Annotated in this window: 9 protein-coding genes and 1 pseudogene; 5 read left to right on the forward strand and 5 right to left on the reverse strand. The window is 59.0% G+C overall.

What is annotated here, in order from left to right; genetic code table 11:
* Positions 1 to 291, forward strand: a 291-nt coding sequence (locus tag B3849_RS11330; RefSeq protein ID WP_286780143.1) for an integrase core domain-containing protein, incomplete at its 5' end; no start/stop codon positions are given.
* A gap of 198 nt (positions 292 to 489) precedes the next feature.
* On the opposite strand, the gene B3849_RS11335 is transcribed toward B3849_RS11330, so the two are convergent.
* Entirely contained in the window at positions 490 to 969 is a 480-nt protein-coding gene (locus B3849_RS11335) for a CIA30 family protein (RefSeq protein ID WP_278424525.1), read from the reverse strand.
* A gap of 668 nt (positions 970 to 1,637) precedes the next feature.
* Positions 1,638 to 2,108, reverse strand: coding sequence for an Lrp/AsnC family transcriptional regulator (locus B3849_RS11340; protein ID WP_005853822.1), 471 nt, complete (start codon positions 2,106 to 2,108; stop codon positions 1,638 to 1,640).
* A gap of 118 nt (positions 2,109 to 2,226) precedes the next feature.
* On the opposite strand from B3849_RS11340, the gene B3849_RS11345 reads away from it, so the two are divergent.
* Positions 2,227 to 5,643, forward strand: a complete 3,417-nt coding sequence (locus B3849_RS11345; protein ID WP_286780144.1) for an indolepyruvate ferredoxin oxidoreductase family protein — start codon at positions 2,227 to 2,229, stop codon at positions 5,641 to 5,643.
* Between the two features lie 99 nt (positions 5,644 to 5,742).
* Here B3849_RS11345 and B3849_RS11350 read toward each other — a convergent pair whose 3' ends face one another.
* Both B3849_RS11350 and B3849_RS11355 read right to left on the reverse strand, forming a co-directional pair.
* Positions 5,743 to 6,450: an endonuclease/exonuclease/phosphatase family protein gene (locus tag B3849_RS11350; RefSeq protein ID WP_278424527.1), complete on the reverse strand. Its 708-nt coding sequence runs from the start codon at positions 6,448 to 6,450 to the stop codon at positions 5,743 to 5,745.
* A complete protein-coding gene (locus B3849_RS11355; RefSeq protein ID WP_278424528.1) occupies positions 6,447 to 7,811 on the reverse strand; it encodes a phospholipase D-like domain-containing protein in 1,365 nt (454 codons plus the stop codon). The genes B3849_RS11350 and B3849_RS11355 overlap by 4 nt, the downstream gene beginning before the upstream one ends.
* A 371-nt stretch (positions 7,812 to 8,182) precedes the next feature.
* Between B3849_RS11355 and B3849_RS11360 the strand changes: the two genes are divergently transcribed.
* Positions 8,183 to 8,791: an outer membrane protein gene (locus B3849_RS11360; protein ID WP_037953726.1), complete on the forward strand. Its 609-nt coding sequence runs from the start codon at positions 8,183 to 8,185 to the stop codon at positions 8,789 to 8,791.
* Between the two features lie 151 nt (positions 8,792 to 8,942).
* Here B3849_RS11360 and B3849_RS11365 read toward each other — a convergent pair whose 3' ends face one another.
* Positions 8,943 to 10,121 (reverse strand): pyridoxal phosphate-dependent aminotransferase, encoded by a 1,179-nt coding sequence (locus B3849_RS11365; protein ID WP_180827800.1) that lies wholly within the window; start codon positions 10,119 to 10,121, stop codon positions 8,943 to 8,945.
* A gap of 225 nt (positions 10,122 to 10,346) precedes the next feature.
* Here B3849_RS11365 and cysS point away from each other — a divergent pair, with 225 nt between their 5' ends.
* Together cysS and B3849_RS11375 are read left to right on the forward strand one after the other, a co-directional pair.
* Positions 10,347 to 11,789, forward strand: a complete 1,443-nt coding sequence (gene cysS, locus B3849_RS11370) for a cysteine--tRNA ligase (protein ID WP_278424529.1) — start codon at positions 10,347 to 10,349, stop codon at positions 11,787 to 11,789.
* Positions 11,790 to 11,961: 172 nt separating this feature from the next.
* Positions 11,962 to 12,635, forward strand: a pseudogene (locus tag B3849_RS11375) (citramalate synthase); the annotation flags it as partial.

Consider the following 12,635-nt stretch of genomic DNA (forward strand, 5'->3'; position numbering starts at 1 on the left):
ACGATTGATAAAGTCGGACATAAGCTCGGACTTACCATCGGATTGAGCTTGAGATCAGACGGCCACCGCCGGAGGTTTACATACATCCAGCCCGGAAAGCCCCAGCAGAACGCCTATATCGAACGCTACAACCGCACGGTTAGGGGTGATTGGCTCAGCCAATATATCTTTGAAACGATTGAAGAGGCACAGGACCAGCCAACCGAATGGCTCTGGACTTACAACAACGAGCGACCCAACATGGGCATCGGTGGGATGACCCCGGCTATGAAGCTGAAAACAGCTGTATGAATTCTACGGCTGATCCCCATTAAAAATGGGGGGATAACCCATTGGGTGTCGAAATCTATCCGTACGCTTTGGTCCTCATGCCGACCTACACAGCGATGTCGATAAGAGGTCACGCCAGAACCTTATGGAAGCTGACCTGCAGTGCAACGATCTTAGATAGTATCTTCAGTCCCGTAGGGGCGCACGCAGGAAATTTACTTAGTTCGCCGAGTACAACCCGATGTTGGATACTGCAACATACGCATCTCGTTCGCGTCCTATAGCCAGTATTCCAATCCGTCTAAGGCAAGTTGAGTCGAAGGCTGCGTCAACACGATGCGATACCAGTGAAGAAAAAGGGATTTTGATCTTTTGCCAGTGTGGTTCGCCCACAAAATCGGCGCGAAAAGATTGCCAGGGTCTGTTTAGCTGCGCAGTGCGAAGCCGAATATCGTAGGTGTCACCATCGCCGTATACGTCCATCCCAATGCCGTCCCATGCGCTCACGTCCACATTTGCACCACCTTCGTGAAGGTCAAACGCCATCTGGATAAAGCCACCGTTGTTCTCAAGCGAGACTGTGCCGCGAAGAACTGTGGCGTGGTGGCCGCCAACGAATTCTTCTGCGATGCAACCGCTCGATACACCGCCCATGACGTTGTCTGACACGAATTCCCATTTAGGCGCGAGTTGGTTCATGGCTATTACCTACCAGATTTCTATTGGGCCAGATAGACGCTCGCACTCAATAGGGGCCTCGACGAAAACCAACCCGATCAGCAGGTACAACGAGTAGCTTAATTTACGCCATATCCAGTCCAGTAAATGGGTAGTAGCTCAGGGTCATGCATAATCTTGTCGACCAAGATAGTGTGACACGTTTCAAAGAGCGCTATCGAAAGTTATCTTCGATAGAAGGCTACTGGGGTGGCGATCCAAATCGACTACGAACCAACTTACAAGCGAGAGGGGTTTTTCCAGTTTGGAATCCTGCTGATGCAAACGCGGAATTCTACAGGATCGCAGATATCTAAACCTCGAACTTTAAACGATTTAGCCGCCCTCTGGGGCGGTTTTTTTGTTCAACACTGTTTTTCAGTGGGCGATAATTGGTTTGCAAAAGTACACTTAAACCGCCGTTTTTGGTTGCGGATCGAAAAAGACTCATTAAAAATAAGGCCTTAACTTCTTGCTATGGGCTTCAATTGGTTGGCGCTTCATGCGGTCGGGGCTTTCTACATGGGGCAGGTGCGCTTGCCCCTGACGCTGGCCTTGCCGCAGGCATAAAACAAACGAGCGGTGAACGATGAGCAAGGTCAGGCGAAACTCAGGGTGCCCCATCGGGCACCCTTTCTTCGTTTGGGGGGCTACATCGGGATGCTCGTATTCCGTTTGATCTCGCGCAGGACCACGTTGGTTTGGGCGCTTTCGACGGCGGGAAGGCGGAACAGGAAATCTTCGAGAAAGCGGTTATAGGCGGCGATGTCGCGGCAGAGGACGCGCATTTGGTAGTCGGCTTGTCCCGTGGTGGCATAGCATTCCAGCACCTCGGCGCGGTGCGCGATGGCTTTGATGAACTCGGCCAGCTTTTCCTGATTGTGACGCGCAAGCTGCACTTGCACCAGCGCCTGAAAGCTGTTGCCCGCCTTGGTCGGGGACACATCCGCGCGGTAGCGTTCAATCACGCCGGCGTCCTCGAACGCTTTCACCCGCCGCCAGCAGGCGGAGGCGGACATGCCGGCCCGCTCTGCCAGATCGGCGTTCGAGATGCGGCAATCGCGCTGCAACAGCTCCAGTATCTTGCGGTCGCGGTCGTCAAAGCGCATTTGGTCAGACATTTCATCAATCCCCTATCTGCTGAATAAAACATTCGTTAATTCCGCATGTGGGTGCAAGAGGGGGCAGATATTTCACGAAAACGTGGCTTGATGGTCAAGACAGCCAAGGATTGCCATCATGACCAAAGAAACCCACGATTTTTACCCCTATGCCTTATCCGACCGCTATACGCGCACAGAAGGAACGGTGTTTTTGACCGGCACCCAAGCGCTGGTGCGGATCATGTTGGATCAGGCGCGGCGTGATAAGCAGCAGGGGCTGAACACCGCGGGGTTTATCTCGGGGTATCGCGGGTCGCCCTTGGGCGCGGTCGATCTTGAGCTGTGGCGCGCACGGGATGTGACCAAGGATAACAACATCACCTTTATGCCCGCGGTAAACGAAGACCTCGGTGCCACGGCGGTTCTGGGGGCGCAGCAGGCTGTGCTGGATCCCCATTGCGAGGTCGAGGGTGTGTTCTCCATGTGGTACGGCAAGGGGCCGGGGGTGGACCGGTCGGGGGACGCGCTGCGCCACGGCAACGCCTATGGTTCTTCGCCCAAGGGGGGCGTGCTGGTTGTGGCGGGGGATGATCACGGCTGTGTGTCGTCGTCCATGCCGCATCAATCGGATGTCGCCTTTATGACCTGGATGATGCCGACGCTGAACCCCGCGAATGTGGGAGAGTTTCTTGAATTCGGGGCCTATGGGCTCGCGCTAAGCCGCTTTTCCGGCACATGGGTCGGGTTCAAAGCGATTTCCGAGACGGTGGAAAGCGGGCAATCGGTGGCGTTGCAGCCTGACCGCGCGTTTACGCTGCCCCAGATCACGCCACCGCCCGGCGGGCTGCATGTGCGCCGCTCGGACATGCCAAGCCCCGAGATCGAGACCCGGTTGCAACATAAGCTCAGCGCCGTCGAAGCCTTTGTCGAGGCCAACCCGATCGACAGGCGTATCTATAATCTGGACAATGCCACCTTTGGCATCGTCACCACCGGCAAGGGCCATCTAGATCTGATGGAGGCGCTGCGTCTGCTGGGTCTGGACGAAGCCGCCTGCCGCCGTCTTGGCATCGATATCTACAAAGTCGGCATGGTCTGGCCCCTGGCGCGGCGTGATGCGCTGGCCTTTGTTGCCGACACGGAAGAAGTGCTGGTGATCGAGGAAAAGCGCGGCATCATCGAAAGCCAGCTGAAGGAATATTTCTACGACTGGCCGGGGCACAAGCCCGGTCGCATGGTCGGCAAACACCGCGCGGCAGGCGATCCGCTGCTGCCATGGACGGGCGAGTTAAGCCCGCTGGCGCTGGTGCCCGTGGTGGCCGAGCGGTTGGACGCGTTCTTCCCTGATGAAACCCTGCCGCAAAAGGCGCGCACGCTGACTGAAAAGCCTCCTGTCCTGCTGAATGTGCCGGGGGCAAAACGCACGCCATATTTCTGTTCGGGCTGCCCGCATAACACCTCGACCAAGCTGCCCGAGGGGTCGCAGGCCGCATCGGGCATCGGTTGCCACGTCATGGCGGGGTGGATGGACCGCGAAACCGGTGGCTATGCGCAGATGGGCGGCGAGGGTGTGCCGCATGTGGTGGCCTCAAAGTTCAACGGCGGCAAACACCTGTTCCAGAATTTGGGCGAGGGCACGTGGTACCATTCAGGGTCGCTCGCCATTCGGCAGGCTGTCGCGGCGGGGACAAGTATCACCTATAAGATCCTCTATAACGACGCGGTGGCCATGACCGGCGGGCAACCTGTAGATGGGCCGATCAGCGTGACCGGAATTGCGCAGGCCTGTCGTGCCGAAGGGGTCCAGCGCATCGCCTTGGTGTCGGATGTGATCGACAAATTCGACCGCGGCGATTTCCCGCAAGGCACCAGCTTTCACTCACGTGAAGAGATGGACACCGTGCAACGCGAACTGCGCGAGGTCAAAGGCGTGTCGGTGCTGATCTACGAACAGACCTGCGCCACCGAGAAACGCCGCCGCCGCAAGCGCGGGCAGATGGAGGACCCCAAACGCTTTGCCTTCATCAACCCCGCTGTATGCGAGGGCTGCGGCGATTGCTCGCTTGAAAGCAACTGTCTGAGCATCGAACCGCTAGAGACGGATCTGGGCCGCAAGCGCAAGATCAACCTTTCGAGCTGCAACAAGGATTTCTCGTGTCTGAACGGGTTCTGCCCCAGCTTCGTCACCCTTGAAGGGGCGGTGCGGCGCAAGAAAACCGAGGCAGAGGTCGACGTGGACGCGCTGCTGGCGGGTATCTCGCGTCCCGAACTGCCCGGCCTTGATGCGCCCTTTGACCTGTTGGTCACAGGCGTGGGCGGCACCGGCGTGATCACGGTCGGCGCGCTGATCACCATGGCCGCGCATCTGGAGGGCAAGGGGGCCAGCGTGCTGGATTTCACCGGCTTCGCGCAGAAGTTCGGCACGGTGCTTAGCTTTATCCGGATCGGGGCGCGCCCTGATGCGATCCATCAGGTGCGCATTGATCACGGGGCGGCGGATGCGGTGATTGGCTGCGATATCGTCGTTTCCTCTGCCGCGCAGGCGTCGGTCTACTACGGGCCCGCGACCAAGGTGGTGCTGAACCTTGCGGAAATGCCCACGGGCGATCTGGTGTTGCACCGCGACGCGCAGCTGCACACTGACCAGCGCGAGAGTGTGATCCGTGATACCGTGGGGGATGAAAACCTTGCCGGTTTCGATGCCAATGCGATGGCAGAACGGTTTCTGGGCGATACGGTTTTCGCCAATATGATCATGCTGGGCTTCGCGTGGCAGAAAGGGCTGGTGCCGGTGTCCCACGGCGCGCTGCGGCAGGCGGTCGTGTTGAACGGCGTGGCTATCGACAAGAATCATCGCGCCTTTGATCTGGGCCGCGTGATGGCCGAAACGCCTGACGCGCTGGCCCTGCCGTCGAGCGAACAGCCAGACTTGGACAGCGCTGCGTTGATCGCGGATCGGGCCGACCGGTTGCGGGCCTATCAAAACGACAGCTACGCGCAGCGCTACCGCGACCGGCTTGCGCAGTTCCGCGCCGACTTGCACGCTGCCCATGCCGACGCGCTGACAGAGGTTGCGGCCAAGGCCCTGTTCAAACTGATGGCGTTCAAGGATGAATACGAGGTCGCGCGGCTGCACCGCGATCCTGCCTTTGCCGAGATGCTGGCGCAGGAGTTCGAGCCGGGGTTCAAGATCAACTACCACATGGCTCCGCCGATCGTGTCTTTGCGCAAGGACGCGCGGGGGCGGCCCGTCAAGCGCGCGTTCGGTGCATGGTTCACGCCGGTATTGACCGCACTGTCAAAGCTGCGACCCCTACGGGGCACGGCGCTGGATGTGTTTTCCTACACTCAGGAACGTCGCGAAGAAGTGGCGCTGATCCGCTGGTATGAAGCCTTGCTGGCAGAGCTGCCCGCCAAGACCTGTGAGACAACGGTCGAAACGGTGCAGAATCTGCTGGCACTGCCAATGGATATTCGGGGCTATGGACCGGTGAAACACGCCGCGATCGAACAGGCGCGCGCAGAGGAGGCGCGGCTGCGGAAATCGCTCTGACGGTACTTCATAAATTGGTTTAAGTGTGGCGTTTGTGTATTGGTTATCAGTGGTTTAGGTTAAAATCCTCACCTGATAAGTTAGCTGAATTCGCGCGCTCTACTGACCTGTAGAACGCGCGAAATCCAGCCAGATGGGCAGGTGGTCCGAGGCGCGGCGCGCATCGTCAGTCTCGCAGACGCCACCGTCAATCACATGCAGCGCGTCATCCACCGCGATGCGATCCAGTGCGGCCAAAGGCAAGCGCGCGTGATAGCTTTTACCCGGTGAATAAATGTCAAAGCGATGCGCCAGACGCCCAAGCCCGACGTTCAGCGACCATTCATTCATATCGCCCGCGATCAACGTCGGACGTTTGGATTGCGCATCCAGATGGGCGATGAGCGCGGAAAGCTGAGCGCGCCGCGACCGGCGCATCAGCCCCAGATGGGTGGCGATGATGCGCAGCGGGATATCGCGCAGGTCGAAATCCACCACCATCGCACCGCGCGGCTCCATCCCCGGCAGGTTCAGGTGCTTGACCTCGATCAGCTCTGCCTCGGGGCGCAGCAAGACGGCGTTGCCATGCCAGCCGATGCTGACCTCACTGGGGACGGGCACCGCGATCAAACCGGTCTGCGCCGTCACCTGATCCATGGGCAGCGCCGAGGGGCGGGGGCCAAGGCGCATGTCGGCCTCTTGCAGCACGACGATATCCGCCGCGAGCGTCTGGATCACGCGCAGTATGCGGGCGGGATCTCGTTTGCGGTCGGTGCCCATGGCCTTGCGCATGTTATAGCTGGCGATGCGAAGGGGGGCTTGGGTCACAATATCGGTGCTCCTATGCGAAAGACGCCCTCGGCCAGACGGCGGGGCAAATGCGGGCTTGGCATATTCTCGTGGCAGTCGGCCTCGCGGGCCGTGAACCAGTCCGACAGGGTTGACACGCTGCGTGCATCATAAACGAACAACATCGCCTCAAAGTTCAAAAGCATACTGCGCACGTCGAAATTCGCCGTGCCCACAAGCCCCACATCGTCAATCAGCGCGGCTTTCGCGTGGATCATCGCAGGTTCAAAGTATTTGACCTTGGCCCCTGCGGTATGCGCATCGCGCAGATAGCCGCCACGGGCGAAGTCCGCGATATGCTGGTTCGACTTCTGCGGCACCAGAATACGCACATCCACCCCGCGCAGCGCCGCAATGCGCAACGCATTGGCCAGAGGCTCGGTCGGGACGAAATAGGGGGTGGCGATCCAGATACGGGTTTTCGCCAGATGCAGCGCGCGGATAATCCCGTCGTGCAGCGGGTCTTCGACAATATCAGGGCCCGAGGGGATCAACTGCACCGTCGCATTGCCCGCGGTGGTGGGGGCCGGCGTTGTGATATGATCCACGTCTTCACCACAGGCGACTTCCCAGTCCGAGCGGAAGACATCGCAGAAGGTCTGTACCGATTGCCCTTCGAGGGTGAAGGCCAGATCGACCCAGTGATCGGTGTGCGGATGGTCTGACATATAGTGTTCGCCAATGTTCATCCCGCCTGAAAAAACACGGGCATGATCGGCGATGATCATCTTGCGATGGTTGCGCAGGTTCAGGTGGCCACTGCTGGGCAGTTGCAGGATCGGCGAAAAGAACAGCACCTCGCCGCCGGCCTTGCGCAACGCCTTGACCGCCTTGGAGGGGCCGCGCAGGGTGCCGAGCCGGTCCATCAGCAAGCGCACCTTGACGCCGTTGCGGGCTTTTTCGGTCAGGGCGTCGACCACGTGATTGCCGGTGTCATCGTCCGAGACGATATAGAACAGCACATCAATCGTCTGTGTCGCGCTCTCGATCACCTCCATCGCGGCGGCATAGGCGGTTTGGGGTGTATCATGCAGGTTCAGTCGCTGTGCTTCCAGCGCGGGGGGCAGGTTGAAGCTCTGGAACATCTCGTCCAGCGCATGCACGGGCGTTTGCGGGTCTTCTTTTTGGGTAAAGATAATAGGCTCGTAGCGTTTGCCCTGTTTGCGAAAGCCAAGCGCCAAGAACAAGGGCGCGGCGACATAGGGCATCACCACCAGAAACAGAATCCAAGCGGCAGTTGATTGTGGGCTGCGGCGCTGCTGAAGCAGGATGAAGGCCACGCCGAGGGTCAAAAGGATGACGCCAACGACCTCTATATGGGTAATGAAGAAATTGATCATACTCGTTTCGCCTCGATTATGCCGGACGTGCTATCATCCGGACCGCATCGCTACCTAGCACATAGGGGGGTAAACGCCACTTTTTGCAGCATTTTCGCGGGATTTCTGCTGCAGCCTGCGGGCAGATTGTTCCATCTTCTTGAAAATTTAATTTCGGGTGATTTTGGCGCATCCCCGCGGAACTGCGTTTTGGCCTTGGTAAAAAGGGTTAATAGCGGCGACGGGCCGCCGAGACGCCGTGCATTTGAGCAACAATTTTCCGATCACCAACCCGTGATTGGGAAATCCCGAAACCAGATCTTAGCTGCCGTGTTGTGTCGATGAAGCGGGAAGCGCCCGCTCCGATACAAACTGATCGAGGAGTTACGATTATGAAACGCACTATGAAACTTGCATCCGCAGCCGTTCTGGCATCCACAGCATTCGCTGGCGCAACATACGCCGGTAGCCTGGCAGAGCCAGTGGTTGAGCCCGTGATGACCGCACCTGTTCCTGCACCCGACCTGGGTGGCGACTGGACAGGCTTCTACACCGGTCTGCAACTGGGTTATTCCGACGCTGAGGTCGACAACGGTCTGGAAGGTGACAACGGGTCCTACGGTTTCCACGCTGGTTACAACTACGACTTCGGTCGCTTCGTATTGGGCGGTGAGCTGGACTACGACAAAACAGACATCGATCTGAACGACGCTGCAGGCGTAACACAGGGTTCCATCGACTCGGTTGCTCGTGCGAAAATCAAAGGTGGTTACGACTTGGGTAGCACTCTGATCTACGCGACCGGCGGTTACGCTCGTGCCGATACTACCATGGGTGACGAAGACGGTGCCTTCTATGGTGTCGGTATGGACTACAAAATCACCGAGCAATACAGCGTTGGTGCAGAACTGCTTGAGCACAAATTTAACGACGTAAGCGGTGTTTCCGGTAACGACGCAGACGTAACCACATTCAACATCCGTGGTTCCTACCGCTTCTAAGCTGACACGCTGAAAACTGGCGGTGTATCTGCCGAGGGCGTCGCATAACGGTGCTCTCGGCAGGAAATAATAATGTGCCAGTCAAAAAGGCCGGAGGATTATCCTCCGGCCTTTTTCGTATGTTGGCAGCTGCGGTCGCGCGACGCTTTCGTCAGGCGGCGAGGCTTTCCGCGAAGTCGCATACTGTCGCCAACGCTTGGGCAAAGCGCGTGTCCTCGATGGTCATCGCCACGCGGATATGGCCTGCCGCTGCCGTCCCGAAGCTTTCGCCGGGCATCACCGCGATGTGGTGTTTTTCCAGCAGCGCGTAGGCAAAATCCTCGCCACTCATGCCGGTGCTGCGCACATCCAGCATCAGATACATCGCGCCTTGGGCGGGCACGAGGCTGACGGCGTTCTGTCGCGCAAGAATGTCTTGCGCCAGCAGACGGCGGCGCTGGAAAGGCGCGGCGATCTCTGTCTCGAAACCGGTGCCTTGGTTCAGCGCGAACAGCGCCGCGTCCTGAATGTATCCGGGCACGCCATAGGTCGTGTGGGTCGCCAGATTGGTCAGGTGCTCGATCGCATCCACGGGCCCGACGATCCAGCCGCAGCGCGAGCCGGTCATCGCGTGGCTTTTCGACATCGACCCTACGACCAGAGTATGCTCCGCCATCCCGTCCAGCGCGCGCGGCGAGAGATGCGCGCCCTCCCAGACTTGTGTGTCGTAAACCTCGTCCGAGATCAGCCACATGTCGTGATCGCGGCAGACCTGCGCGATGCCTTCAAGCGTTTTGCGGGAATAGACAACGCCGGTGGGGTTGTTGGGCGAATTCACCAGCAGCGACGCCGCGTTGGTCTGCTTCGCAGCGGCGGCAATCACGTCCGCACGGGGCTGGAACGCATCCTCCGCACGGGCGGCGATCGCATGGGGCAGGGCGCTGACACCGCGGATCGTACCGGGGTAGGTGGCGTAATAGGGATCGATATAAAGCGCTGTATCGCCGGGGTTGCAGGTCGCCATATGCGCGGCAAACAGCGCGCTTTGACCACCCGGCGTGATCAGCACATTGTCGCGCGTCGTCGGCACGCCGGTACGTTCCTGCAACCGCGCGGCCACGGCATCGCGCAGACCCGTGGTGCCGGGGATGGCCGCATATCCGGTGTGACCGGCCAAAGCGGCGCGGTGCATATCTTGCAGGATCGGTGCGGCGGTGCGGATGTCATGTTCGCCAATCGTCAGCTCTGTCACCTGCGTACCCTGTTCAATCATCTGGCGGGCGCGCAGGAAAACGCCCCAGCCGTCTGACCCGCCGCCAAGCAGCCCTGTGATGCGCGATGATAGTTGCATGCCGTCTCTCCCTCGTAACTTGAAGACGCAGGGGCGCAGAGCATGGTTGATTTGTCAATCAGGCTTGACCGCCAGTGGCGGGTCGGGCTACGCAGACGGCATGAAGATGATGCCACTCATTATTTGCTGTATTACCTGCTAAGACCTTCCGGCGGGCTTGCTCACATCGTTTTCTTCCCGAGATTTCTGTGCCATGCCCGCGCAATCCTTGCGTAAGGACGCGCCATGACCACGATCAAGCTGCACAACACGAAAACCCGCAAACGCGAGGATTTCACCCCGATTGATGATAAAAACGTGCGGATGTATGTCTGTGGGCCCACGGTGTACGACCGCGCCCATCTGGGCAATGCGCGCCCCGTGATCGTGTTTGACGTGCTCAACCGGTTGCTGCGCCATGTCTATGGCGACGCCCATGTGACCTATGTGCGTAACTTCACGGATGTGGATGACAAGATCAACGCGCGCGCAGCACAAAGCGGGCGGTCTATCGGAGAGATTACCGCTGAGACAACCCAGTGGTTTCTGGACGATATGGCCGAAGTCGGCGCGCTTGAGCCCGATCACATGCCACGCGCCACCGCCTATATTCCGCAGATGGTCGCGATGATCGAAGACCTGATCGCCAAAGAGCACGCGTATCCTGCGGAAGGGCATGTGCTTTTCCGCGTGCGTAGCTACAAAAATTATGGAGCGCTATCAGGGCGTTCCGTCGATGATATGATCGCCGGCGCGCGGGTGGAGGTGGCCCCCTACAAAGAAGACCCGATGGATTTCGTGCTGTGGAAGCCGTCGGACGATGCAACGCCGGGGTGGGACAGCCCCTGGGGCCGTGGCCGCCCTGGCTGGCACATCGAATGTTCCGCCATGGCGGACGAGTTGCTGTGGAAAGAGCCCCTGCGTCAGGACCGTCTGTCGGACAAGGCGAAGAGCGCACCTCACGTCTTTGACATCCACGGCGGCGGTCTGGACCTGCAATTCCCGCACCACGAGGACGAGATCGCCCAAAGCTGCTGCGCCAATGGCACCGACGAGATGGCGCGCTACTGGCTGCACAACGAGATGTTGCAGGTCGAGGGCAAGAAGATGTCCAAATCGCTTGGTAACTTCTTCACCGTGCGCGATCTGCTGGACCAAGGCGTGCCGGGAGAGGTGATCCGGTTTGTGATGCTCAGCACGCATTACCGCAAGCCGATGGACTGGACCGAGAAAAAGCGGGACGAGGCGACTAAGACGTTGAGGAGGTGGTATCGTCAAATTGGTCTGTCGACTACGAAACTTGGCGATGATGTACACGATGGCACTTTGGCCGCGTTGGCAGATGATCTCAACACACCGGATGCCATCACAAATTGCCACGCGTTATCCACTGGCGGCGATGTTTCGCAGCTAAGGCAATCGATGGCATTTCTAGGATTATTCGACGGTACTATCCCAGACTGGGCCAGAATTGATGGATTTAGTGATGCTGAGACAGGGTTGATTCAGGACCTTTTGCAAAGGCGACAAACTGCTAGGCAAAGCAAAGATTTTAATCTGGCAGATAGAATACGTGATGAAATGCTCGGTGCTGGGGTATTGGTTAAAGACACGGGTTCGGAAGCTCATTTTGAACGGCTCCCGAACTTTGACGCCACTAAACTAGACAGATTATGGGCGGATACGTGATGAATGGTTGTTCGCGTCTGCGCACGAAAAATCGCTACTTAATGACCCATATCACAACGCAGACCAGCCCCCGGCCGAGGGTTGGGGCGAAGCCCCCGCCCGTGGGGGCGGACGGGGGCTGGTCGTGCGAAGTGCACGACCTCAAGAGTGAGCAACTGAAAGGGCGCAGCCTATGACCCGCGAACGCCTTTATCTGTATGACACCACATTGCGCGACGGGCAGCAGACCCAAGGGGTGCAATTCTCGACCGCGGAAAAGATCACGATTGCGACCGCGCTTGATACGCTTGGGGTGGATTACATCGAGGGCGGCTGGCCCGGCGCGAACCCGACGGATAGTGCCTTTTTCGACGCGGCACCGACCACACGGGCGAAGATGACGGCCTTTGGTATGACCAAGCGCAACGGCATGTCGGCGCAGAACGATGATGTGCTGGCGGCGGTGATGAATGCGGGCACGCGGACGGTCTGCTTGGTGGGTAAAACCCATGATTTTCACGTCTCGGCAGCGCTCGGGATTACGCTGGACGAGAACACGGATAATATCGCGAAATCCATCGCGCATCTGGTGGCGCAGGGCCGCGAGGCGCTGTTTGATGCAGAGCATTTCTTTGACGGCTACCGCGCCAACCCCGATTATGCGCTGACCGCGATCAAGGCGGCCTATGAGGCGGGCGCGCGGTGGATCGTGCTTTGTGATACCAATGGCGGCACCATGCCCGCCGAGGTCGGACGCATCACAGCCGAGGTCATCGCCGCAGGCATCCCCGGCGATCATCTGGGCATCCATACCCATAACGACACCGAAACCGCCGTCGCGGGCAGTCTTGCGGCGGTGGAGGCGGG

The organism is Sulfitobacter sp. UBA4523, assembly GCF_002388305.1.
GTDB lineage: Bacteria > Pseudomonadota > Alphaproteobacteria > Rhodobacterales > Rhodobacteraceae > Sulfitobacter > Sulfitobacter pontiacus.